This is a genomic window from Pseudomonas sp. Teo4 (genome assembly GCF_034387475.1).
Lineage (GTDB): Bacteria > Pseudomonadota > Gammaproteobacteria > Pseudomonadales > Pseudomonadaceae > Aquipseudomonas.
On the sequence record NZ_JAXCIL010000001.1, the window covers coordinates 261,679 to 286,255 of the forward strand.

Genomic DNA, 24,577 nt, shown 5'->3' on the forward strand with positions numbered 1-24,577 from the left:
AGTTATTCAATCTATCGCCATAGCATCGTCCGTACAAGCCAAGGGGTCTTTGGCATAGAAAGACGCTGATGAGGAACAGTCTGATGGCTGGCAAAACGCTCTACGACAAACTCTGGGAAGCCCATGAGGTCAAGCGCCGTGATGACGGCTCGTCCTTGATCTACATCGACCGCCACATCATTCACGAAGTGACTTCGCCCCAGGCCTTCGAGGGCCTGCGCCTGGCGAATCGCAAACCGTGGCGGATCGACGCCAACATCGCCACCCCGGACCACAACGTGCCGACCACGCCAGAGCGCAAGGGCGGCATCGAAGCCATCGTCGACCAGGTGTCGCGCCTTCAGGTGCAGACCCTCGACGAGAACTGTGACGAATATGGCATCGTGGAATTCAAGATGAATGACGAGCGCCAAGGCATCGTCCACGTCATCAGCCCGGAGCAGGGCGCCACGTTGCCAGGCATGACCGTGGTCTGCGGCGACTCGCACACCTCGACCCACGGCGCGTTCGGCGCCCTGGCCCATGGCATCGGTACGTCCGAGGTCGAGCACGTGCTCGCCACCCAGTGCCTGGTTGCCAAGAAAATGAAGAACATGCTGGTGCGCGTCGAAGGCCAGTTGCCTGCCGGCGTCACCGCCAAGGACATCGTCCTCGCGGTCATCGGCAAGATCGGCACCGCCGGCGGCAATGGTCACGCCATGGAATTCGCGGGCAGCGCCATCCGTGAGCTGTCCATGGAAGGCCGCATGACCATCTGCAACATGTCCATCGAAGCCGGTGCCCGTGTCGGCCTGGTGGCGGTCGACGACACCACCATCGCTTACGTCGAGGGCCGTCCGTACGCGCCTAAGGGCGAGAACTGGAAGCAGGCTGCCCAGGTCTGGAAAAGCCTGGTGTCGGATGCCGACGCGGTATTCGATACCGTGGTCGAGCTGGACGCCACCCAGATCAAGCCGCAAGTCAGCTGGGGCACTTCGCCCGAGATGGTGCTGGCCGTTGACCAGCGCGTTCCGGACCCGGCCGCCGAGCCCGACCTGATCAAGCGTGGCTCCATCGAGCGCGCCCTCAAGTACATGGGCCTCGCCGCCAACCAGGCGATCACCGACATCAAGCTTGACCGCGTATTCATTGGCTCGTGCACCAACTCGCGCATCGAAGACCGCGCCGCTGCTGAAATCGCCAAGGGTCGCAAGGTCGCCGCCAACGTCAAACAGGCGTTGGTCGTGCCGGGTTCCGGCCTGGTCAAGGCTCAGGCCGAGCGTGAAGGTCTGGACAAGATCTTCCTCGAGGCTGGTTTCGAGTGGCGTGAACCTGGCTGCTCGATGTGCCTGGCGATGAACCCTGACCGCCTGGAAAGCGGCGAGCACTGCGCGTCCACTTCCAACCGTAACTTCGAAGGGCGTCAGGGCGCCGGTGGTCGTACCCACCTGGTCAGCCCGGCCATGGCCGCCGCCGCTGCGGTAACCGGCCACTTCATCGATGTCCGCGAGTTGATCCAAGGGAGCGCAGCATGAAAGCCTTTACCCAGCACACCGGTCTTGTTGCGCCGTTGGACCGTGCCAACGTCGACACCGACCAGATCATCCCCAAGCAGTTCTTGAAGTCGATCAAGCGTACCGGCTTTGGCCCTAACCTGTTCGACGAGTGGCGTTACCTGGATGTGGGGCAGCCCTACCAGGACAACAGCAAGCGTCCGGTGAACGAAGAGTTCGTGCTCAACCACGCACGCTACCAGGGTGCCAGTGTACTGCTGGCGCGCGAGAACTTCGGTTGCGGTTCGAGCCGCGAGCACGCCCCGTGGGCGCTTGACGAGTACGGCTTCCGCAGCATCATTGCGCCGAGCTTCGCCGACATCTTCTTCAACAACAGCTTCAAGAACGGCCTGTTGCCGATCATCCTCAGTGATGAAGAAGTCGATGAGCTGTTCAAGCAGGTCGAGGCAAACCCGGGCTACCAGTTGACCGTCGACTTGCAGGCTCAGGCTGTCACCCGTCCTGACGGCAAGGTGCTGCATTTCGAGATCGATGCGTTCCGCAAGCACTGCCTGCTCAATGGTCTGGACGACATTGGCCTGACCTTGCAGGACAGCGATTCGATCAAGGCGTTTGAACAGAAGCACCGTGCCGGGCAGCCCTGGTTGTTCCGGGATGCCTGAAATTTGTAGGTGACAGTGCTGGCCTCTTCGCGGGTAAACCCGCTCCCACAGGTACGACGGTCCCTGAGGATGTGTGATCCCTGTGGGAGCGGGTTTACCCGCGAAGAGGCCGGCACAGGCAACAAGAAACCAAAAGGATTTCAACCATGACCAGCACCACCCACACCGACGTGGTCCAACGCCAGTTTGGCGAACAGGCCAGCGCCTACCTCAGCAGCGCCGTGCACGCCCAAGGCAGTGAGTTCGCCCTGTTGCAGGCCGAGCTGGCGGGGCAGGGCGCAGCCCGAGTGCTGGACCTGGGCTGTGGTGCCGGTCATGTGAGCTTCCATATCGCGCCGTTGGTGGCCGAAGTGGTCGCCTACGACCTGTCGCAATCGATGCTCGATGTCGTGGCCAACGCCGCTGCCGAGCGTGGCCTGGGCAACATCGTCACCGAACGAGGGGCAGCCGAACGCCTGCCGTTCGCCGACGCATCCTTCGACTTCGTCTTCAGCCGCTATTCGGCGCATCACTGGAGCGACCTGGGTCTGGCCCTGCGCGAAGTGCGGCGAGTGCTGAAACCGGGTGGCGTGGCGGCGTTCATCGATGTCATGTCGCCGGGCAGCCCATTGCTCGACACCTACCTGCAGAGTGTCGAAGTGCTGCGCGACACCAGTCACGTACGCGACTACTCGGCCGCCGAATGGCAGCAGCAAGTCGCTCAAGCGGGCCTGCATGTGCGCAGCCACACGCGCCAGCGTTTGCGCCTGGAGTTCAGCTCCTGGGTCGAGCGCATGCGCACCCCGAGCCGCTGCGCGTGGCCATCCGCCAATTGCAGTACGCCATGGGCGAAGAAGTACGGCAGTATTACCAGATCGAAGCAGACGGCTCGTTCAGCACCGATGTTCTGGTGATGTGGGCCGAGCGCTAGGTTTTTTACGGCGTGGCTGATCGGGCCGCGCCGCTTGAATGGATAGAGGAAAGCATGAGCAAGCAGATTCTGATTCTCCCAGGTGATGGTATTGGTCCGGAAATCATGGCCGAAGCGGTCAAGGTGCTGGAGCTGGCCAACGACAAGTTCCAGCTGGGCTTCAGCCTGGAGCATGACGTGATCGGTGGCGCCGCCATCGACAAGCACGGCGTGCCGCTGGCCGACGAAACCCTGGAGCGTGCGCGCAAGGCCGATGCCGTGCTGCTGGGCGCCGTGGGCGGCCCGAAATGGGACAAGATCGAACGCGACATCCGTCCTGAGCGCGGCCTGCTGAAAATCCGTTCGCAACTGGGCCTGTTCGCCAACCTGCGTCCAGCCATCCTCTACCGCAACTGGCCGATGCTTCCTCGCTCAAGCCGGAGATCGTCGCGGGCCTGGACATCCTCATCGTCCGCGAGCTCACCGGTGGCATCTACTTCGGTGCCCCGCGTGGCCAGCGCGAGCTTGAAGGCGGTGAGCGTCAGGCTTACGACACCCTGCCTTACAGCGAAAGCGAAGTGCGCCGCATTGCCCGTGTCGGCTTCGATGGCCCGCGTGCGCGGCAAGAAGCTGTGCTCGGTGGACAAGGCCAACGTACTGGCTTCCAGCCAATTGTGGCGCGAAGTGGTCGAGGACGTGGCCAAGGACTACCCGGACGTCGAACTGAGCCACATGTACGTCGATAACGCTGCCATGCAGCTGGTGCGTGCGCCCAAGCAGTTCGACGTGATGGTTACCGACAACATGTTCGGCGACATCCTGTCGGATGAAGCTTCCATGCTGACCGGTTCCATCGGCATGCTGCCTTCGGCGTCGCTGGATGCCAACAACAAAGGCATGTACGAGCCGTGCCACGGTTCGGCGCCGGACATCGCAGGCCTTGGTGTTGCCAACCCGCTGGCGACCATCCTGTCGGTCTCGATGATGCTGCGTTACAGCTTCAATCAGCAGGCTGCCGCCGACGCCATCGAGAAGGCGGTGAGCCTGGTGCTGGACCAGGGGCTGCGCACCGGTGACATCTGGTCGGCCGGTTGCAACAAAGTTGGTACGCAGGAAATGGGCGACGCAGTAGTCGCAGCGCTGCGGAATCTGTAATCTCTCTGGCCCGCCACCGTTTTTGGTCGGTGGCGGCCCACTTTTAGCAAAGGTGTAGTTGCGATGAAACGTGTAGGTCTGATCGGTTGGCGCGGTATGGTCGGTTCCGTGCTCATGCAGCGGATGCTGGAGGAGCAGGATTTCGACCTGATTGAGCCGGTGTTCTTCACCACCTCCAATGTCGGTGGCCAAGGTCCGAATGTGGGCAAGGAAACTGCTCCGCTCAAGGACGCTTATTCGATTGAAGAACTCAAGACCCTCGACGTCATCCTGACCTGCCAGGGCGGCGACTACACCAATGAGGTCTTCCCCAAGCTGCGTGAAGCCGGCTGGCAGGGCTACTGGATCGACGCCGCATCGTCCCTGCGCATGCAGGATGACGCCGTGATCATCCTCGACCCGGTCAACCGCAAGGTCATCGACCAGCAGCTCGATGCCGGCACCAAGAACTACATCGGCGGCAACTGCACCGTCAGCCTGATGCTGATGGGCCTGGGTGGCCTGTTCGAGGCTGGCCTGGTCGAGTGGATGAGCGCCATGACCTACCAGGCAGCGTCCGGTGCTGGCGCGCAGAACATGCGCGAGCTGATCAAGCAGATGGGCGGTATTCACGCAGCGGTCGCCGATGACCTGGCCAACCCGGCCAGTGCCATCCTCGACATCGACCGCAAGGTTGCCGAAACCATGCGCGGCGAAGCGTTCCCGACCGAAAACTTCGGCGTGCCTCTGGCTGGCAGCCTGATTCCATGGATCGACAAGGAACTGCCGAACGGGCAGAGCCGTGAAGAGTGGAAGGCCCAGGCCGAGACCAACAAGATCCTCGGCCGTTTCAAGAGCCCGATCCCGGTCGATGGCATCTGCGTGCGTATCGGTGCCATGCGCTGCCATAGCCAGGCGCTGACCATCAAACTGAACAAGGACGTGCCGCTGGCCGACATCGAAGGCTTGATCAGCCAGCACAACCCTTGGGTAAAACTGGTGCCTAACCAGCGCGAGATCAGCATGCAGGAGCTGAGCCCGACCAAGGTTACCGGTACCTGAACATCCCGGTGGGTCGTCTGCGCAAGCTGAACATGGGTTCGCAATACCTGGGCGCGTTCACCGTTGGCGACCAGCTGCTGTGGGGCGCCGCCGAACCGCTGCGCCGTATGCTGCGGATTCTGCTGGAGCGTTGATCGCTCTGGCTTGACCGAAAAAACCCGCGCTGGAGACAGTGCGGGTTTTTTTATGCCCGAGCCGGCCGGTGCAACTGTCTTGTGCTGCCTGTATCGGCCTAATCGCCGCGGTTCGTCGCCACGACAAGCCGGCGCCCACAGGTAGCGGTGACCTTGTGGCCGGCGCGGTCCATGTGGGAGCCGGCTTGCCGGCGATAAGGCCGCTACAGTCAACCCTGTTCCTCCCTTTACAATCCAAGTAAAGTGCCGCCCCCGCCGTTTCAGCATAAGGATCCCCTCCATGACCCAACCCCTGGATATCGCCATCGTCGGCGCCACCGGTAGCGTCGGTGAAACCCTCGTACAGATCCTCGAAGAGCTGGATTTCCCGGTCGCGACCTTGCACCTGCTGGCCAGCATGGAGTCGGCGGGCAGCAGCGTCATGTTCGCTGGCAAGAAAATCAAAGTCCGTGAAGTGGATAGCTTCGATTTCGCCCAGGTAAAGCTGGCCTTCTTCGCCGCCAGCCCCGCCGTCAGCCGCAGCTTCGCCGACAAGGCTCAACTGGCGGGTTGCACCGTCATCGACTTGTCCGGTGGCCTGGACGATGCGCTGGCGTTGGTGCCTGAAGCCAATGCCGAGCAGATCGCCAACCTGGCGTTGCCCGCACGTATTTCCAGCCCCAGCACATCGGCTGTCGCCCTGGCGGTGGCGTTGGCGCCACTCAAGGGCCTGCTGGACATGGAGCGGGTGCAGGTCATGGCCTCGCTGGCGGTGTCTGCCCAGGGCCGTGAGGCGGTCAACGAATTGGCTCGGCAGACCGCTGAGTTGCTCAACGCCCGTCCGCTGGAGCCGCGCTTCTTCGACCGCCAGGTAGCATTCAACCTGCTGGCCCGGGTCGGTGCCGCCGACGAGCAGGGGCACACGGCCCTGGAGCGTCGCCTGGTTGGCGAGCTACGGGTGCTGCTGGGGCTGCCTGAGCTGAAGATTTCCGTGAGCTGCGTTCAAGTCCGGTGTTTTTTGGCGATAGCTTCAGTGTGGCAGTGCAGAGCCGCCGCCCGGTGGACCTGGAGGCCGTCAACCAGGCACTGGAAGCCGCCGACAGTGTCGAACTGGTCGAGGCGGATGATTATCCGACCCCAGTTGGTGACGCAGTAGGTCAAGACGTGGTCTATGTTGGTCGTGTACGCCATGGAGTTGACGAACAGGAGCAGCTCAACCTGTGGCTGACCACCGACAACGTGCGCAAGGGCGCTGCACTCAACGCCGTGCAGGTGGCGCAATTGTTGATAAAACACATGGCGTAAAAGATACTGGCGAGCACTTTTGTCCTACACCTATGCAGGTTTTGGGACGATTCATACAAGGGAAGAGGTCATGCTTCGAATTCGCAAACTGGTTCTGGCCATGGCGGCAGCGTCGGCGCTGTCGTCTGGCATGGCGAATGCGCTGGGTTTGGGCGAGTTGACCCTCAAGTCTGCTCAAAACCAGCCGCTGGACGCCGAGATCGAGCTGCTCGATGTGCGCGACCTCACCGCAGCCGAAGTGGCGCCAAGCCTGGCGCCGCCGGAAGAGTTCAGCAAGGCCGGGGTTGAATTCCCCGGCTACCTCGAAGACCTGACCTTCACCCCGGTGATCAACCCCAACGGCAAGAGCGTGCTGCGGGTTACCTCCAGCCAGCCGTTGCCAGGCACGGTGGTGAAGTTCCTGGTTCAGGTGATGTGGCCTCAAGGCCGTCTGCTGCGCGATTACAGCGTTCTGCTCGACCAGGCCAAGGCCCAGGGTGAGCAACCGGCAGCCGCCAATGTCGCCCCAGCGGTCAGCAGCGCGAGCAATTACACCACCAAGCGTCGTGACACCTTGTGGCAGATCGCCGCACGCCACGCTCAGGGCGGCTCGGTACAGCAGACCATGCTGGCGATCCAGGCGCTCAACCCGGACGCGTTCATCGGCAATAACATCAACCAGCTGAAGGTCGGCCAGGTATTGCGTCTGCCTGACCAGCAGCAGATTCAGAGCATTCCTCAGGGCGAGGCCGTTCGCGACGTGGCCGAGCAGTACGCGGCCTGGCGTGAAGGTCGGCGCCTGGGGCCGCGTGCCCGGCAGCTGGACGCCACGCGGCGCGGTGCCGCCGATGCCACACCTGCGCGCATTGCCCAAGGCGACAATTTGCGCCTGGTCAGCCCGGGCGGCCAGGCGGGTACTGGCAGTGCCAAGGCCATCAGCGACAAGTTGGCCGTGGCCCAGGAGAGCCTGGACACCAGCCGCCGCGACAACGAAGAACTGAAAAGCCGCATGTCCGACCTGCAGAGCCAGTTGGGCAAGCTCGAGCGTCTGATTCAGTTGAAGAATGACCAGCTGGCCCGCCTCGAAGCGCAGAATGTCGCCGAAGCCGCTGCCCCTGCCGCAACCCAGGCGGGCGAGCCTGCACCTGCACAGCCGGCAACTTCGCCTCAGCCAGCCCCGAGCGAGCCAGTGGTGTCGCCGGCACCTGCTGCGGTCGACACCGCGCCTGAGTCAGCGCCTGAAGCGGCGCCCGTTCAGGCTGGGCAGCAGGGTGTGCTGGACGAAGTGCTCGGCAACCCGATTCTGCTGGGGCTGATCGCAGGTTCCGCTTTCCTGGTGCTGCTCCTGCTCCTGTTGCTTCTGGCGCGCAAGCGCAAGGCGCAGCAGGAAGCTGAAAAGCACCTGCGCATGGCTCGCGCACTGGCAGAGGAGGGCGAGCGCAGCCGGACCTCGACCTGCCTTCGAGCAGTTTCGACGAGCTGGAAGTTTCGGCACCCAGCGTGACGCTGGCGCCAGCGGTGGTGGCCGCTTCTGCCGCCGCAGCCACTGCTGCGGAAAAGCCGGTTGCAGCCGCGCCGGCCGCCGTTGTGGTCGCCGAGCCGGAGCAGAACCCGCACGCCGAACTGCTGGCAGAGGTCGACCGGAGCATCGCGCTGGGTCGTCTCAATCGCGCGGCTGACCTGCTGGAGGCGGCGATTGCCGCCGAGCCTGCACAAGACGATTTGCGTCTGAAGCTGATGGAAGTCTACGCCCGCCAGGGTGACCACAGTGCCTTCGTCGAGCAGGAGCGCAAGCTGGAGGCTACCGAGGCCAACACTGCTCAGGTCGGTGGGCTCAAGGAGCGCTACCCGGCAATGCTGGGTGTGGCTGCCGGTCTGGGTGCCGCTGCCCTGGCTGCCGAACTCGACGAGCAGTACGTGCAGGACCTGCTGCAGGACTCGCCAGAGGCTGCCACTGTTGTCGAAGCAGAGTCCGAGTCGGTTGCCGATGTCGAAGCATCTCCTGTGCTGTCTGAGCCAGAGCCAGAGCCAGAGCCAGAGCTGCAAGTGGCGCCTGAAGTCGAGGCCGTCACCGAAGAGCCTGCCCAGGCCATCTCTGACCTGGACGGCGCCTTCGACCTGAGTTTGGGTGATGACCTGCCGCTGGACGATCCGCTCGAACCGCCGATGCTCGACGAGGCGTCCTTGCTCGATTCGGCTGCTGAAATCGAGCCTGAGAGCACTCCGGAAGCGGTGCAGGAAGCTGTGCAAGAAGTTGCCTCGCAGCCTGCCGAGACCGATGCCGATGACGATTTTGAAGCGTTGTTGGCCCAGGCTCAGGCACCGGCCGAGCCGCAGAGTGTCGATGATTTGGCCGATTTCGACCTGGATGTCGGCGAGCCTGCGGCTGCTGCCGTCGAGGAAGCGCCTGTCGATGTCGCGGCAGAGCTCGCCGCCTTCGACGCCATGCCGGAGTTCGACCCGATCTCTGAGCTGGAGCTTCCGGAGGACTTCGACCTGTCGCTGTCGCTGGATGATGATTCGCCTGCCGCCAAGAACTTTGCTTCAGAGCTCAGTGACGTCAATGCCGAGCTGGACAAGCTGTCGCAGAACCTTGAGTCGCCCTCGCTGGAGCCGCATTTCACAGCCGAAGATGCAGCTGCCGAGCCCGCGCCGCTGGATGACCTGGATTTCGACTTCTTCTCCGGCAGTGATGAAGTGGCTACCAAGCTTGACCTGGCACGCGCCTATATCGACATGGGCGACCATCAGGGCGCGCGCGACATCCTCGATGAGGTGGTCAAGGACGGTGACGATACCCAGCGTCAGGAAGCCGAGGAGATGTTGTCTCGACTGGTGTGACCTGTGTGGTAACAACGGTCGTGTAGTGTCTGTGCTGGCCTCATCGCCGGCAAGCTCAGCAACTTGCTCCGAACCCGCAACGGCAGCCCAACTCGGCTGCCGTTGTCGTTATAATCCCCGCCATTCGTACTACCCACAGGTTTCAGGTTCTTGGACATCATCGATACCGCCGCCGAGTCGGCCGCCGCCGAAGGCTTCACCCGCATTGCCCTGGGTGTGGAATACAAGGGCTCGCGCTACCGTGGCTGGCAGCGCCAGGCCAGCGGCGTGCCCAGTGTCCAGCAGGCACTGGAGCAGGCGCTGTCGAAAGTGGCCGATGAGCCGATTGCGGTGGTTTGCGCTGGGCGTACCGATGCAGGCGTGCACGGTTGCGGCAGATCGTCCACTTCGATACCCGCGCCGTGCGCGATGAGCGCGCGTGGACCCTGGGCACCAATTTCAACCTGCCCCATGACATCAGTGTGGTCTGGTCGCGGCCGATGCCGGCGGACTTCCATGCCCGTTTCAAGGCCACCGCGCGGCGTTACCGTTATGTCATCTACAACGACCCGATCCGACCTGCGCACCTGGCAGAGGAGGTGACCTGGAACCACCGCCCACTGGACGTCACGCGCATGGCCGAAGCAGCGCAGTTCCTGCTCGGCACCCACGATTTCAGCGCCTTCCGCGCCAGCCAATGCCAGGCCAAGTCGCCCATCAAGCATATCCATCACCTGCGTGTAACCCGCCACGGGCAGATGATCGTGCTCGATGTGCGCGCCACGGCATTCCTGCACCACATGGTGCGCAACATCGCTGGAGTGCTGATGACCATCGGCGCCGGCGAGCGGCCAGTGACTTGGGCGCGTGAAGTGCTCGAGGGGCGAAATCGTCGGGAGGGTGGTGTCGGCGCACCCTTATGGCCTGTATCTGGTGCAGGTGGAGTACCCGGATGAGTTCCAGTTGCCGCAACGTTACATTGGCCCACACTTTTTGACCGGCTACGAGGCGTTGTCGGACTGACGGGTGAAAAGTCATTTGCTACCATCTGGCCTTTCACCGATCACTCAGGGTTTGCAGTCCATGAGCAACGTTCGCAGCAAGATTTGCGGTATTACCCGCATTGAAGATGCACTGGCCGCAGCAGAGGCGGGGGCCGATGCCATTGGCTTCGTCTTCTATGCCAAGAGCCCGCGTGCCGTGGATGTGCGCCAGGCGCGGGCCATCATTGCCGAGCTGCCGCCGTTCGTGACCACGGTTGGCCTGTTCGTCAATGCCTCGCGTTGTGAACTCAACGAGATTCTCGAGGTGGTACCGCTGGACCTGCTACAGTTTCACGGCGACGAAACGCCCGCCGACTGCGAGGGCTTCCATCGCCCCTGGATCAAGGCCCTGCGGGTGCGTCCGGGGATGATATCGAGGCGGCGTGCCAGCTTTACGCAGGGGCGCGGGCATCTTGCTGGACACCTACGTGGCCGGCGTCCCTGGCGGGACCGGCGAGGCCTTCGACTGGTCGCTGGTGCCGGCCCGGCTCAGCAAGCCGATCATCCTGGCAGGCGGCCTGTCGGCGGAAAACGTCGGCCAGGCCATCGCCCAGGTGCGGCCTTATGCGGTAGATGTCAGTGGTGGGGTAGAGCAGGCCAAGGGCATCAAGGATGCCGCGAAAATCGAAGCCTTCATGCGTGCGGTCAAACAGGCATGATGGTGGATGTGACGGCAGGCCGTGCGCCATCGTCCATAGCTATCGCAGCCCTGCGGGGCGACCGCCGGAACACCCGCGGTTGAACGACAAATTGAAGTCGGAGCGGTACGCAGCCAAGCCTGCGGCCGGTCTGTCATCGTTTCATAGAAGAATGTGAGCTCAAGGTAAGGCATGGCCGGCCTGGCCGGTCATTGCCCGCCAATACTGGAGAAAGAAAGCATGAGCAACTGGTTAGTCGACAAACTGATCCCTTCGATCATGCGTTCCGAGGTGAAGAAGAGCTCGGTGCCTGAAGGCCTGTGGCACAAGTGCCCGGCTTGCGAGGCCGTGCTGTATCGTCCGGAGCTGGAAAAGACCCTGGATGTCTGCCCCAAGTGCAACCACCACATGCGCATCGGCGCACGTGCCCGTATCGACATCTTCCTCGACCCGGAAGGCCGTGCCGAGCTGGGCGCCGACCTTGAGCCGGTCGACCGCCTGAAGTTCCGTGACGGCAAGAAGTACAAGGACCGCCTGGCCGGTGCCCAGAAGCAGACCGGCGAGAAGGACGCTCTGATTTCCATGAGCGGCACCCTGATGGGCATGCCGATCGTGGTCAGCGCCTTCGAGTTCTCGTTCATGGGTGGTTCCATGGGTGCCATCGTGGGCGAGCGTTTCGTACGTGCGGCCAACTATGCCCTGGAAAACCGCTGCCCGATGGTTTGCTTCTCGGCTTCCGGCGGTGCACGTATGCAGGAAGCGCTGATCTCGCTGATGCAAATGGCCAAGACCTCGGCCGTGCTGGCGCGTCTGCGTGAAGAAGGTATTCCGTTCATTTCCGTACTGACCGACCCAGTGTACGGCGGTGTTTCCGCTAGTCTGGCCATGCTCGGCGACGTCATTGTCGGTGAGCCGAAGGCGCTGATCGGCTTTGCCGGCCCACGTGTGATCGAACAGACCGTGCGTGAAAAGCTGCCAGAAGGTTTCCAGCGCAGCGAGTTCCTGCTGGAGCATGGCGCCATCGACCTGATCATCTCGCGTGGCGAACTGCGTCCTCGCCTGGCACGTCTGCTGGCACAGATGACTGGTCAGGAAACGCCCGTGCAGGCGCGTGAGGCGGCTGCGGTCGCGTGATGACAGAGCGTAACCTGGGCGAGTGGCTCGCCTACCTCGAGCAGTTGCACCCTTCGGCCATCGACATGGGGCTGGAGCGTTCGCAGAAGGTGCTTGCCCGGCTGGCGCTGGGTAAGCTCGCGCCACGCGTGGTGACCGTGACCGGCACCAACGGCAAGGGCTCTACGTGCGCCTTCGTGGCGTCGATGCTGCGTGCCCAGGGGCTCAAGGTTGGCGTGTATAGCTCGCCACACCTGCTGCGTTACAACGAACGGGTGCTGATCGACGGCCAGGAGGCCAGCGATGAGCACCTGTGCGAAGCCTTCGCCGCCGTCGAGGCGGCGCGGGGCGAGATTTCCCTGACCTATTTCGAAATGGGCACCCTGGCCGCGTTCTGGTTGTTCCAGCGCTCGGCACTGGATGCTGTTGTGCTCGAAGTGGGGCTTGGTGGCCGTCTGGACACCGTGAACGTGGTGGATGCCGATTTGGCGCTGGTGACCAGCATCGGCGTCGACCATGTTGAATATCTGGGCGACACCCGTGAGAAGGTAGCCTTCGAGAAAGCCGGTATTTTCCGCGCTGGCAAGCCTGCGCTGTGCGGCGATCTGAACCCGCCACAGCCGCTGCTGGACAAGGCCGCTGAGCTTGCGGCACCGCTGTTCTTGCGAGGTCGTGACTTCGACCTGGCCACCGTCGACGGTGCCTGGCATTGGCGCGGCACCGCGGCTGACGGGGCTCAGGTGGAGCTGCGCGACCTGCCGCTGCTCGACTTGCCGATGGAAAACGCAACCCTGGCCCTGCAGGCCTACCTGTTGATGGGGTTGCCTTGGGATGCCGGGCAAGTTCGCCAGGCATTGCTCGATACCCGCATCACTGGGCGGCTGGATCGCCGCGCGCTGAGCTGGCAGGGCAAGCGCATCGAGTTGCTGCTCGACGTTGGGCACAACCCACACGCCGCCGAGTACCTGGCGCAGCGCCTGTCGGCTCGTCCACCGAAAGGGCGGCGCCTGGCGGTGTTCGGCCTGCTTGCCGACAAGAATCTGGTGGGCGTTGTCGCACCGTTGCAGGGGTTGGTCGATGACTGGGCGGTGACCCCGTTGGCGACCCCGCGTAGCCGTCCGGCTGCCGAATTGGCCGTTGCCTTGACGAACCTCGGTGCCGCAGTGAAGTCTTACGCCAGCGTTGCCGAAGCCTTGGAAGGGCAGTGCGCCCAAGCTGCGGCGGATGACCAGATTCTGCTGTTCGGTTCGTTTTTCTGTGTCGCCGAAGCCCTGGAATGGCTGGAGCGGCAGGCCCTGGAGGCTTGATTAGATGGCTGTGCTGGATAAAGGGATGAAACAGCGTATGGTCGGTGCGCTGGTGTTGGTGGCGTTGGCAGTGATTTTCCTACCGATGCTGTTCACCCGCGAGGATGAAATGCGCCAGGTGCAGGTCGAGGCTCCGCAGGCTCCGGCCATGCCGACTTTGCCCGAAGTGCAGGTGGAACCGGTTGCCGTACCGGAGCCGCAACCTGTGCCTGAAGAGCCTCAGCCAGCGCCTGTGGTGGTCAACGAGTCCACTGCGCCGGTTACCACGCCCAGCCAGCCGATCACGCCATCGCCGCAGACCCAGGCAAAGGTTCAGCCCAAGCCACAGACACCCGTGCCGACGCCGGCCCCAGCTCCAGCTCCGGCCCCGGCCGTCAAGGCTGAAGCCCGGCCGGTGGCTCCACCTGCGCCGGCGGCAACCGCCTCGGCGCCTTCGAAGATCGATGTCAACGGCCTGCCGGTGAGCTGGTCGATCCAGTTGGCCAGTCTGTCCAACCGCGCCGGGGCCGAGAGCTTGCAGAATACGCTGCGCAGCCAAGGCTACAACGCCTACATCCGTTCGGCCGGTGGCATGAACCGGGTATATGTCGGGCCGTTGATCGAGCGCGCCGAGGCTGAGCGGGTGCGCGATGCGATCAACCGCAAGCAGAACTTGAAAGGTTTTGTAGTGCGTTTCCAGCCGGAGCGCGGCTGAGGCTTGAGTCGGTTCTCGGCGGTGTCGCTCTCACTGGGTTTTCTTGACTTCTGAGTCCATGAAAAGCCTGTGGGGAGCAGGCTCGCGCCGCCGATGAGGCTCTGTCAATCGAGCTGACATTCTGCTTACCCACAGCCCGCCGCTCTGGTAAAATGCGCCGCCTCAAACGTCTGCAGGCAGCACCGTGGCATTTACCTGGGTTGATTGGGCGATCATTGCGATCATCGCCATTTCCTCACTGATCAGTCTCAAGCGTGGCTTCGTCAAGGAAGCCTTGTCTCTGCTCATCTGGATCATTGCCGGGGCAGTCGCCTGGATGTTCGGTGGGTCGCTCTCGGTGTATCTTGAGAGCTATATTCAGACCCCCTCGATGCGCACGATTGCGGGCTGCGCCATTCTGTTCGTCGCCACCTTGCTGGTGGGGGCCATGATCAACTTCCTCATTGGCGAGCTGATCCGCGTGACCGGGCTGTCCGGCACCGATCGTTTCCTCGGCATGGCGTTCGGCGCCGCGCGCGGGCCTTGCTGGTGGTGGTGGCCATCGGGCTGCTCAGCCTGGGGCCGGTTCAACAAGATAGCTGGTGGCAGGAATCACGCCTGATACCACAGTTTCTATTGGTCGCTGACTGGTCGAAAAACCTGATTCTGGGTTTCACCGGTCAGTGGATGTCCAGTGGTGTGATCAGCGCACCGGCTGATCTTCCGTTCAAGGAACAGTTGCTCGGGCCCATCAAGCCTTGAGCGCTATTCACTCAAGTTTCATCAAAGTAGGGGTTGCGTCGCATGTGTGGCATCGTCGGTATCGTCGGTAAGTCGAACGTCAATCAGGCGCTGTATGACGCGCTAACGGTCCTCCAGCACCGCGGCCAGGACGCTGCCGGTATCGTGACCAGCCATGACGGCCGGTTGTTCCTGCGCAAGGATAATGGCCTGGTGCGCGATGTCTTCCAGCAGCGCCACATGCAGCGCCTGGTCGGTCACATGGGTATCGGCCACGTGCGTTACCCGACTGCGGGCAGCTCGACTTCGGCCGAAGCCCAGCCGTTCTACGTCAACTCGCCGTACGGCATTACCCTGGCGCACAACGGCAACCTGACCAACGTCGAGCAGTTGGCCAAGGAGATCTACGAATCCGACCTGCGCCACGTCAACACCAACTCCGACTCGGAAGTGCTGCTGAACGTCTTCGCCCATGAACTGGCGGTGCGTGGCAAGCTGCAACCGACCGAAGAGGACGTGTTCGCCGCGGTTTCCCACGTGCACAGCCGTTGCGTGGGTGGTTACGCGGTGGTGGCGATGATCACCGGCTACGGCATCGTCGGCTTCCGTGACCCGAACGGCATTCGCCCGGTGGTCTTCGGTCAGCGTCACACCGATGAAGGCGTGGAGTACATGATCGCCTCGGAAAGCGTTGCCCTGGACGTGCTCGGTTTCACCTGATCCGCGACCTGGCTCCGGGCGAAGCGGTCTACATCACCGAGGAAGGCCAGCTGTACACCAAGCAGTGCGCCGATGCGCCGAAGCTGCAGCCGTGCATCTTCGAGCACGTCTACCTGGCACGTCCTGACTCGATCATGGACGGTGTCTCGGTGTACAAGGCACGCCTGCGCATGGGCGAGAAGCTGGCCGAGAAGATCCAGCGCGAGCGTCCAGACCACGACATCGACGTGGTCATCCCGATTCCGGACACCAGCCGTACTGCGGCCCTGGAATTGGCCAACCACCTGGGCGTCAAGTTCCGCGAAGGTTTCGTCAAGAACCGTTACATCGGCCGTACCTTCATCATGCCCGGCCAGGCCGCGCGCAAGAAATCGGTACGCCAGAAGCTCAACGCCATCGAGCTGGAATTCCGCGGCAAGAACGTGATGCTGGTCGACGACTCGATCGTGCGCGGCACCACCTGCAAGCAGATCATCCAGATGGCTCGCGAAGCCGGCGCCAAGAACGTCTACTTCTGCTCCGCAGCCCCTGCGGTGCGTTACCCCAACGTCTACGGCATCGACATGCCGAGCGCTCACGAACTGATCGCCCACAACCGTACCACCGAACAGGTGGCCGAGTTGATCGGCGCCGACTGGCTGGTCTACCAGGACCTGCCTGACCTGATCGAATCGGTCGGTGGCGGCAAGATCAAGATCGAGCACTTCGATTGCGCGGTGTTCAATGGTGAATACGTCACCGGCGACATCGACGAAGCCTATCTGGACCGTATCGAACAGGCCCGTAACGATCTGGCCAAGGTCAAGAACCAGGCAGTCAGCGCAATCATCGACCTCTACAACAACTGATTTGGGAGCGACGGCATGACGGATCAATGGGATGCCGGACGACTGGACAGTGACCTCGAGGGTGTCGGTTTCGACACCCTGGCGGTACGTGCCGGTCAGAGTCGTACACCGGAGGCCGAGCACAGCGAAGCGCTGTTCCTGACTTCCAGCTATGTCTTCCGCACGGCTGCCGATGCAGCCGCGCGCTTTGCTGGTGAAACCCCAGGCAACGTCTACTCGCGTTACACCAACCCGACCGTGCGGGCGTTCGAAGAGCGCCTGGCGGCCATGGAAGGTGCCGAACAGGCCGTGGCGACTTCCACCGGCATGTCGGCGCTGCTGGCTGTGGTCATGTCGCTGTGCAGCGCTGGCGACCACGTGCTGGTCTCGCAGAGCGTGTTTGGTTCGACCATCAGCCTGTTCGAGAAGTACTTCAAGCGTTTTGGCGTGCAGGTGGACTACGTACCGCTGGCCGACCTGGGTGGTTGGGAGAAGGCCGTCAAGGCCAACACCAAGCTGCTGGTCGTCGAGTCGCCGTCCAACCCACTTGCCGAGCTGGTTGATATCAGTGCCCTGGCCGAAATTGCCCACGCCCATGGCGCATTGCTGGTGGTGGACAACTGCTTCAGCACGCCAGCGCTGCAGCAACCGCTCAAGCTGGGTGCCGACATCGTCTTCCACTCCGCGACCAAGTTCATCGACGGCCAAGGCCGTTGCATGGGTGGCGTGGTTGCCGGCCGTGCCGAGCACATGAAGGAAGTAGTGGGTTTCCTGCGTACTGCGGGGCCGACCCTCAGCCCGTTCAATGCCTGGATCTTCACCAAAGGCCTGGAAACCCTCAAGTTGCGCATGCGCGCTCACTGTGAGAGTGCTCAGCAACTGGCCGAATGGCTGGAGCAGCAGGAAGGCGTTGAGAAGGTGCACTATGCTGGCCTTCCCAGCCACCCGCAGCACGAGCTGGCCAAGCGCCAGATGAGTGGCTTCGGCGCGGTGGTCAGTTTCGAGGTCAAGGGCGGCAAGGAAGGGGCCTGGCGCGTTATCGACGCTACCCGGATGATCTCCATCACCACCAACCTGGGCGACAGCAAGACCACCATCGCCCACCCGGCCACCACCTCCCACGGTCGTCTGACGCCGCAGGAGCGTGAAGCGGCGGGCATTCGCGACAGCCTGATCCGTGTTGCCGTCGGCCTTGAAGACGTGGCCGACCTGCAAGCTGACCTGGCGCGTGGTCTGGCTGCACTGTGATCGACTGGAAAGGCGGTGGGCCGGGCCATAACGGCCGGGTAGCCCTGGTGACCGGGGCTGCTCGCGGCATCGGCCTGGGCATTGCCGCCTGGCTGATCTGCGAAGGTTGGCAAGTGGTGTTGACCGACCTGGACCGCAAACGTGGGGCCAAGGTGGCCAAGGCCTTGGGTGAAAACGCTTGGTTCATCACCATGGATGTGGCCGACGAGGCCCAGGTGAGCGCCGGGGTATCCGAGGTGCTGGGGCAGTTTGGGCGCCTGGATGCACTGGTGTGCAACGCGGCTATTGCCAACCCGCACAACCAGACCCTGGAAAGCCTGAGCCTGGCTCAGTGGAACAAGGTGCTGGCGGTCAACCTCAATGGCCCCATGCTGCTGGCCAAGCACTGTGCGCCGTACCTGCGTGCGCACGCAGGAGCCATCGTCAACCTGACGTCGACCCGTGCGCGGCAATCGGAGCCGGACACCGAGGCTTATGCCGCCAGTAAAGGTGGCCTGCTGGCGCTGACCCATGCCCTGGCCATGAGCTTGGGGCCGGAGATTCGTGTCAATGCGGTGAGCCCCGGCTGGATCGATGCGCGAGACCCTTCGCAGCGCCGTGCCGAGCCATTGACCGAGGCGGACCATGCCCAGCATCCAGCGGGTAGGGTAGGGACCGTGGAAGACGTCGCGGCGATGGTGGCATGGCTGCTGTCGCGTCAGGCAGGGTTCGTCACCGGCCAGGAGTTCGTGGTCGATGGCGGCATGACCCGCAAGATGATCTACACCTGAGCAGACAGCTACAAGAGAAGGGGACCGCAAGGTCCCTTTCTTGTTTCTGTCTTCCTTGACTCTGTCATTGGCTGTGTCGACCTCATCGCTGCGGTTCGTCGCCACGACAAGCCGGCTCACACAGGATGAAGCATGGCTTAAGGCTGACACCTTCGGTGTGGGAGCCGGCTTGCCGGCGATAAGGCCGAAGCAGGCAGCCAAAACTCCATGGATGGGCAAACCCCTTTTTTGCCCTTTTTGAAAAAAAATTCAATGGGGGTATTGACTTAGGTTCGTTACCTGCGTAAATTTCGCGGCCTCAGCGAAGCAAACGCAACACGCAACGCGAAGCGGTAAAACGCCAAGCGGTAAAGAGTAGCGATACTCAGCGATGCGAAGTGACACAGAGAAGGGTGATTAGCTCAGCCGGGAGAGCATCTGCCTTACAAGCAGAGGGTCGGCGGTTCGATCCCGTCATCACCCACCACTTCCTGAGAGTTCCTGGTGCAGGACGCTTCGAAAGAAGCTGAACGCCAGAGAGGAACAAGGCCTGATAAGCCACTATGCGCAGCGGTAGTTCAGTCGGTTAGAATACCGGCCTGTCACGCCGGGGGTCGCGGGTTCGAGTCCCGTCCGCTGCGCCACTTTTTCAACAGATGGGTGCCTGGCACCGGTCTGAAGCTAAAGGCAAATATGCCTGAGGCTGATCCCAGTTTCAATCAGGCGAAAGCCTGAACGATACGCAGCGGTAGTTCAGTCGGTTAGAATACCGGCCTGTCACGCCGGGGGTCGCGGGTTCGAGTCCCGTCCGCTGCGCCATCTTCGTTTCGAGGCCCTTGAACTCCTCGAAGCAACAAAGGAAGCGATAAACGTGTCGCTTTTTTTGTGCCTGCTACCAAGTGCCGAGCACGAGGAAGAGTAGGTCAAGTTTCACCGGGCGCAAGCCCAAGCGATACGCAGCGGTAGTTCAGTCGGTTAGAATACCGGCCTGTCACGCCGGGGTCGCGGGTTCGAGTCCGTCCGCTGCGCCATCTTCGCCTCGAGGTCCTTGAACACCTCGAAGCAACATGAAAAGCGACCTTAGGGTCGCTTTTTTTGTTTCTACTGGCCTCGGTAGGTTCGGCAAGCGCGCCGCAAATTCTCAGGCCGAATTTACAAGAAGCTGACACACTCTTCACCGATCAGCGGTTTCAGTCACTGCCAGTGTGTTGCACAATAGACACCTTCTCGACTTACCCGGAATTCGCAATGACCAGATCATCCGTCTTTGGTGCGCTCGGGCTGGCCCTTGTGCTGGCGGGCGTGTCCGGTTGCTCCTCGAAAAAAGCCGCTATCTACGAACACGAGAACTTCGATGACTCGGGACCTTCTCGCGCAGCTTCCCGGTGAGCGATGCCGGCTCCTGCGAGGCCGCGCGGCGTGCCTTGCTCAGCCAGGGCTACATCATCACCAGTAGCGGCGCCAATCAGGTGACCGGCAACAAGAGTTTCCAGCAGAACAGCGAAAACCACCTGCAGATCAGCTTCAACATCACCTGTGCGCCCGATGTGAGCGATGATCAGCGTTCGACCATGTTCGCCAACGCCCTGCAGGACCGGTACAGCCTGAAGAAGTCCAATACCTCGGCCAGCCTTGGCGTAGGTGTGCTCGGCTCGGTTTCCATGCCGATCGGTTCCAGCGACGACTCGATGGTCAAGGTCGCCAGTGAGACGGTGACTGCTACGCAGTTTTATGATCGCTACTTCGCGTTGGTCGAGAGTTACCTGCCAAAACCGAAGAAGGTGCAAAACCCCAGAAAGCGAAGGTTGAGGCGCCCAAGGCAGAGAAGCCGGCAGCTGACCTCGGCTTGCCGGAGCAGGCGTCGGCCGCCCCGGTGGCTGCGCCGGCCCCGCCGCAGCCCTGCAGGCGCCCGTTGCAGCGCCGTTGGCTGCCGAAGCATCAGCGCCTGCCAGCGTCGCACCTGCCAGTGAAGTGCAAGCGGCCCCGGTGGTCGATGACAGCCAAGGCTCGCAGCCTGTCGCGCCACCCGCTGAACCTGCGCCGATTCAGGCACAGACTCAGGACGCTACCAGCACCACGGAAACGGCCACCACCACGACCACATCCACTGTTACAGATGAGCAGCGCTAACTTCCTGAACACCTGCTACGTTTACCACTCATAAGCTTGTCATCATTCCTTCACCTTGCCTGCTTAGGTTGAAGACATGACCAACGAAAATGAACGAGTGAAGAGGACGCAGGGCAATGGATGATTATCAGGAAGAGCTGCTTGAATTCCAGGCTTACGAGCTGGATACCCCAGAGCCGGCCGACGACGCTACCGAGCTCTGACCCTCACGGCGCTGGCTGCGCCGGAACGCCCCGGTGTGAGGCCGGTCCAACGCTTGAATGCGCGCTGGAAGGCTTCTGCCGATGCAAACCCCAACAAATAGGCGATTTCGCCGAAGGCCAATTCCGTATCGCGGATATAGGTCTCGGCCAGGTCGCGTCTCGTGTCATTTAGCAGACTGCGAAACCCTGTACCTTCCTCCGCCAGTTTGCGGCGCAGGGTCCAGCTGGGCAGCTGCAGGTGCAGTGCTACTTCTTCCAGGTCGGGTTCACGGCCACCGTTGAGCAAGGGCCCCAACAAGTGAGTGATGCGTTCGCCGAGGCTGCGTATCCGCGTGCGCTGGAGCAGCTGTGCTTCGCACAGTTGCAGCAGGTGTTGCCAGGTGCTCGGGCAATGGTGCGGGTTGGCCAGGCTCAGCGTCGCCTTGCTCAGGCGCAGTTGGTTGCTGCCTGCTCCAAACTGCACGGCAGTGCTGCACAGGGGCTGATAATGAGCGGCGTAGTCGGGGGCTTCGAACTCGACTTCCAGGCGTTCGGCTTGCAGGGGGCGCCAGCCAGCCCGCCAACTGGGCCAGCCAGCCGGACAGCAGTGAATCCACCACGAAGCGGTTGTAAGCGTTGTATGGGCTGATGGAATAGAAGCGCAGCCAGGCGCCTTGCTCATCCTCCAGGAAGCTGGAATGGCCCCGATAGTTTGCGGCATACAGCGGTTCGAAGCGTAGCAGGGTGCGGGCAGCCTCACCCAGGTTAGGCGCCTGTGCGGCCGTTACACCCGCCAAACCGGCCTGGGCCAGGTGGCTCAGGCGGCCCATGTGCAGGCCTAATGCCGGTTCACCGGTAAGTTCAATGGCCGCATGGCCCAGGTGCATGTAGCGAGGAATCGACAAGCGCGCATTGGCTTCTGATAGGCGCGGGGCATCCAGGCCGTAACGGCGCAGCAGGGCGCTGGATCATGGTCGAGTTCGCGCAGTGCCTCTGCCAAGGGTTGGACGAAGCCTACCGACAGGTCGCCCAGACGTACTCGGGGCGTGCCATGCCTTCACAACCAAAGGTTCAGCAAGCGGGCGCCCTGGCTGGGCGGGCCGGCCAGCAGCTCGCCGGCCTGATGGGCAAAGCCCTGACCGTCGCTGCCTTGTTCCCAGAACTGACCGCGCATGAACACGCTCATGCTGCTCACACTTGCGTCAGTGGCTTGGCTCAGGCGCTGCCAGGCTGTTTGCTCGCTGACTTCACCGCGCTGCAAGGCCAGTTCAACGGTGGCGTCCTGATGGCGATTACCACGCCATGGCGTTTGCCAGCTGCCTTTACCACTCAGGAACACTGGATTGGCGATGAGCTGCACCGATTGTCGTGCCAGTTGCTGGTGGTTCGACGGGTACCAACTGTCGCTGCCCACCAGGACGCCGAGGCGCCCGGCCGGGGTCTGCAACACTTGCAATGGTTGCTGACGGCCATCGTGAATGTAGCGGCGCGACTCGCTGTCGGGGAATTGCTGGCGCTGGGGCTGGCCCAGAGGCGAACCGTTGCTGGCGAACACCACGCTGCTGTTGAACAGCGGGCCACTCCCGGCATGCAGCACGCCATCCTTTATGTAAGGGGCGGGCAGAACGATGGATCCGGCCACCAGGGTGACCCCGAACTCCTGGGCCAGGCCGCCGAACAGCAACTGGTAGTCGCTGGCCATCTGCTGCGCTTTCATGCGCAGATGGGCATCGGCGCGGCGGTCATCGCCGCTTGCGTTGAACATTGCCAGGCCGTACCGCAGCGGATTGCTGAGCTCCAGCCACTGCAAGGCCTCCTGGCTGTGGGTGACTTGGTACAACTCGTTCTTTTCGCCCCGTGCCCACAACCAGGTTCCGATGTGCTCGGGTAGCACCACCACCGTGCGTGGGCCAACCAGGCCTTGGGCGCGCGCCTGCTCCAGATAGGCCGAGAGCTTGCGGTGCAGGCGTTGCAGGTTCTGGTAATCGCTGGGGTAGAGCAGGGCTCCACGCCCAGCAGGTTGCCGTGCTCGCCCGGCGCACCGTGGTTGAGCGCCAGTTCGATGCGCAGATCCGAGAGGTAATGGCCTTCAGGGCGTTGCTGGGTCCAGAAGCCGTAGCCGCAAAGAGCGGCGATCATTACCAGCGCCAGGGCGCTTGCCAGAGTTTTCGCATGAAGCCTTACTGTCGGTTGAGGGGCGAAATGGTCATGCAGCAAAGCAGAGCATTCGGTGCGGCAGCGTGCAGCTGTCAGAAAGGGTAAATGATCGGCGGGTTTCAGGGTAGGGCTGGTGATCAATGCCCGGGTCGATGCCCGGCCTGCCGACGCGATTTGTCGGCAGACCGGAGCATGGAAAGCGACAGGCTCAGGTCGTCTCGACCTTGGCGCTGGACGCGGCCCGACGCAGGCTCCAGAAGCCCCACGTGAGGCCGACCACGGCTGCAATGACGGAGCCGGACAACACACCGAGTTTGGCAGCACCCAGGGCAGCAGGGTCGGCGTAGGCGAGGTTGGCGATGAAGATCGACATGGTGAAGCCGATGCCGGCCAGCAAGCCGATCAAGGTGATGCCCGCCCAGGTCACACCGGCTGGCAGCGAACACCAGCCCAGCCGGACCATCAGCCAACTGACACTGACGATGCCCAGCGGTTTGCCAAGCACCAGTGCGACCGCAACGGCAGTCATCACCCAGTAAGGCCCGGGAGCGGAGAGGTCGACACCGGAAAGGCTGACGCCAGCATTGGCCAGGGCGAACAGCGGCATGATGGCGTAGGCCACCCAGGGGTGCAGATGGCCCTGCATGCGCACCACTGGTGGGACCAGTTCGCGTTGTGCCAGGCGCAGGCGCTTGAGTGGGTCCATCAGTTGATGGTGGTCTTGTTCCGGAGTCTGGGCGCGGCCCAGCATTCGCCGGTGAATTGCGAGATCGCATCCAATGGGCGCTCACGCATGGGCATGGCGGCAACGGGGGTCATCAGGCCGAGCGCTACGCCCGCCAGGGTCGGGTGGGCACCGGTCATGAGGATGCCAAGCCAAGTGATGAAACCAGGGATGACATAGGCATACGCCGAACCGACCCCGATCTTCTGCAGCCCTACCACCATCAGCAGGCCCACCGCGGCCACGGCGAGGCCGCTGTAGTCGAGGCCGCCGGAGTAGAAGAAGGCAATGATCAGCACGGCGATGATGTCGTCGATGATCGCCAGTGCCAGCAGGAAGACGCGCACATTGGCGGGAATCGACTTGCCCAGCAGCGCCAGGACACCGACTGCGAAGGCGATGTCGGTGGCGGTGGGCACGGCCCAGCCTTGCTGCTCTGCCGGGGCATGGTTGAAGCCCAGGTAGATCAGTGCCGGCACCGCCACCCCACCGATGGCCGCGGCCATGGGGAGTGTGGCCTGGCGCAGGCTGGCCAGGGCGCCTTCATGGATTTCGCGGCGAATCTCCATGCCGACGACCAGGAAGAAGATGGTCATCAGGCCGTCGTTGATCCAGAAATGCAGCGACTGCGAGACCACCAGCGAGCCGATGCCGAAGGAAATGGGGGTGTGCCAGAGCGCATCGTAACTGGCGGCTGCGGGGGAGTTTGCCCAGATCAGTGCGGCGACGGCCGCGATCAGCAGGACGACACCACTGACGGCTTCGATATGCAGGAAGCGTTCGAAATTAGCGAAGGCTCGGGCAGCCAGTCGCTGGGCACGGGTTAACTTGGTTTTTGCATAGGCGCAAGATCTCCCGCAAGGCGGCC

Annotated in this window: 7 protein-coding genes, 4 tRNA genes and 13 pseudogenes; 21 read left to right on the forward strand and 3 right to left on the reverse strand. The window is 62.6% G+C overall.

All coding sequences use genetic code 11. The annotated features are described in order from the left end of the window. Positions 1 to 83 precede the first annotated feature (83 nt). The 21 genes and pseudogenes from leuC (at position 84) to PspTeo4_RS01565 (ending at position 20,646) form a co-directional block, all read left to right on the forward strand. Positions 84 to 1,514, forward strand: a complete 1,431-nt coding sequence (gene leuC / locus PspTeo4_RS01465; RefSeq protein ID WP_322361979.1) for a 3-isopropylmalate dehydratase large subunit — start codon at positions 84 to 86, stop codon at positions 1,512 to 1,514. After that, positions 1,511 to 2,155 (forward strand): 3-isopropylmalate dehydratase small subunit, encoded by a 645-nt coding sequence (gene leuD, locus PspTeo4_RS01470; protein ID WP_322361980.1) that lies wholly within the window; start codon positions 1,511 to 1,513, stop codon positions 2,153 to 2,155. The genes leuC and leuD overlap by 4 nt, the downstream gene beginning before the upstream one ends. A gap of 146 nt (positions 2,156 to 2,301) precedes the next feature. After that, positions 2,302 to 3,065 (forward strand): annotated as a pseudogene (locus PspTeo4_RS01475) (class I SAM-dependent methyltransferase). A 54-nt stretch (positions 3,066 to 3,119) separates the two neighbouring features. Beyond that, positions 3,120 to 4,199, forward strand: a pseudogene (gene leuB, locus PspTeo4_RS01480) (3-isopropylmalate dehydrogenase). A 63-nt stretch (positions 4,200 to 4,262) separates the two neighbouring features. Next, positions 4,263 to 5,374 (forward strand): annotated as a pseudogene (gene asd, locus PspTeo4_RS01485) (aspartate-semialdehyde dehydrogenase). A gap of 280 nt (positions 5,375 to 5,654) precedes the next feature. Further along, positions 5,655 to 6,658 (forward strand): annotated as a pseudogene (locus PspTeo4_RS01490) (aspartate-semialdehyde dehydrogenase). A gap of 70 nt (positions 6,659 to 6,728) precedes the next feature. Beyond that, a pseudogene (locus PspTeo4_RS01495) lies at positions 6,729 to 9,478 on the forward strand (FimV/HubP family polar landmark protein). Positions 9,479 to 9,628: 150 nt separating this feature from the next. Next, positions 9,629 to 10,480: pseudogene (gene truA / locus PspTeo4_RS01500) on the forward strand (tRNA pseudouridine(38-40) synthase TruA). 60 nt (positions 10,481 to 10,540) lie between these two features. Then, positions 10,541 to 11,159: pseudogene (locus tag PspTeo4_RS01505) on the forward strand (phosphoribosylanthranilate isomerase). A gap of 219 nt (positions 11,160 to 11,378) precedes the next feature. Beyond that, complete coding sequence (gene accD / locus PspTeo4_RS01510) at positions 11,379 to 12,272, forward strand: acetyl-CoA carboxylase, carboxyltransferase subunit beta (RefSeq protein ID WP_322361981.1); 894 nt, start codon at positions 11,379 to 11,381, stop codon at positions 12,270 to 12,272. Then, a complete protein-coding gene (gene folC, locus PspTeo4_RS01515) occupies positions 12,272 to 13,558 on the forward strand; it encodes a bifunctional tetrahydrofolate synthase/dihydrofolate synthase (protein WP_322361982.1) in 1,287 nt (428 codons plus the stop codon). Before accD ends, folC begins: the two co-directional genes overlap by 1 nt. Before the next feature lie 4 nt (positions 13,559 to 13,562). Next, positions 13,563 to 14,252, forward strand: a complete 690-nt coding sequence (locus PspTeo4_RS01520; RefSeq protein ID WP_322361983.1) for an SPOR domain-containing protein — start codon at positions 13,563 to 13,565, stop codon at positions 14,250 to 14,252. Positions 14,253 to 14,436: 184 nt separating this feature from the next. Continuing rightward, positions 14,437 to 14,993, forward strand: a pseudogene (locus tag PspTeo4_RS01525) (CvpA family protein). A 42-nt stretch (positions 14,994 to 15,035) separates the two neighbouring features. Beyond that, a pseudogene (gene purF, locus PspTeo4_RS01530) lies at positions 15,036 to 16,540 on the forward strand (amidophosphoribosyltransferase). A gap of 15 nt (positions 16,541 to 16,555) precedes the next feature. Continuing rightward, entirely contained in the window at positions 16,556 to 17,767 is a 1,212-nt protein-coding gene (locus PspTeo4_RS01535) for an O-succinylhomoserine sulfhydrylase (protein ID WP_322361984.1), read from the forward strand. Beyond that, positions 17,764 to 18,537 (forward strand): SDR family oxidoreductase, encoded by a 774-nt coding sequence (locus PspTeo4_RS01540; RefSeq protein WP_322361985.1) that lies wholly within the window; start codon positions 17,764 to 17,766, stop codon positions 18,535 to 18,537. Before PspTeo4_RS01535 ends, PspTeo4_RS01540 begins: the two co-directional genes overlap by 4 nt. Before the next feature lie 390 nt (positions 18,538 to 18,927). After that, positions 18,928 to 19,003, forward strand: a tRNA-Val gene (locus tag PspTeo4_RS01545). 80 nt (positions 19,004 to 19,083) lie between these two features. After that, positions 19,084 to 19,160: transfer RNA gene (locus PspTeo4_RS01550), tRNA-Asp, on the forward strand. A gap of 98 nt (positions 19,161 to 19,258) precedes the next feature. Continuing rightward, positions 19,259 to 19,335 (forward strand) — tRNA-Asp (locus tag PspTeo4_RS01555). Positions 19,336 to 19,472: 137 nt separating this feature from the next. Continuing rightward, positions 19,473 to 19,547 (forward strand) — tRNA-Asp (locus PspTeo4_RS01560). A 217-nt stretch (positions 19,548 to 19,764) separates the two neighbouring features. Then, positions 19,765 to 20,646: pseudogene (locus tag PspTeo4_RS01565) on the forward strand (DUF2242 domain-containing protein). 154 nt (positions 20,647 to 20,800) lie between these two features. On the opposite strand, the pseudogene PspTeo4_RS01570 reads toward PspTeo4_RS01565, so the two are convergent. From PspTeo4_RS01570 to nhaA, 3 pseudogenes are all read right to left on the reverse strand, one after another. Beyond that, positions 20,801 to 21,861, reverse strand: a pseudogene (locus PspTeo4_RS01570) (AraC family transcriptional regulator). A gap of 24 nt (positions 21,862 to 21,885) precedes the next feature. Continuing rightward, a pseudogene (locus PspTeo4_RS01575) lies at positions 21,886 to 22,967 on the reverse strand (nitrilase-related carbon-nitrogen hydrolase). 226 nt (positions 22,968 to 23,193) lie between these two features. Beyond that, positions 23,194 to 24,518: pseudogene (nhaA, locus tag PspTeo4_RS01580) on the reverse strand (Na+/H+ antiporter NhaA). Positions 24,519 to 24,577 lie beyond the last annotated feature (59 nt).

What these genes read in the sequence shown, in the direction of transcription:
- leuC (WP_322361979.1), top strand. Translation starts at nt 84, where the DNA reads ATGGCTGGCAAAACGCTCTACGACAAACTCTGGGAAGCCCATGAGGTC.
- leuD (WP_322361980.1), top strand. Translation starts at nt 1,511, where the DNA reads ATGAAAGCCTTTACCCAGCACACCGGTCTTGTTGCGCCGTTGGACCGT.
- accD (WP_322361981.1), top strand. Translation starts at nt 11,379, where the DNA reads ATGAGCAACTGGTTAGTCGACAAACTGATCCCTTCGATCATGCGTTCC.
- folC (WP_322361982.1), top strand. Translation starts at nt 12,272, where the DNA reads ATGACAGAGCGTAACCTGGGCGAGTGGCTCGCCTACCTCGAGCAGTTG.
- PspTeo4_RS01520 (WP_322361983.1), top strand. Translation starts at nt 13,563, where the DNA reads ATGGCTGTGCTGGATAAAGGGATGAAACAGCGTATGGTCGGTGCGCTG.
- PspTeo4_RS01535 (WP_322361984.1), top strand. Translation starts at nt 16,556, where the DNA reads ATGACGGATCAATGGGATGCCGGACGACTGGACAGTGACCTCGAGGGT.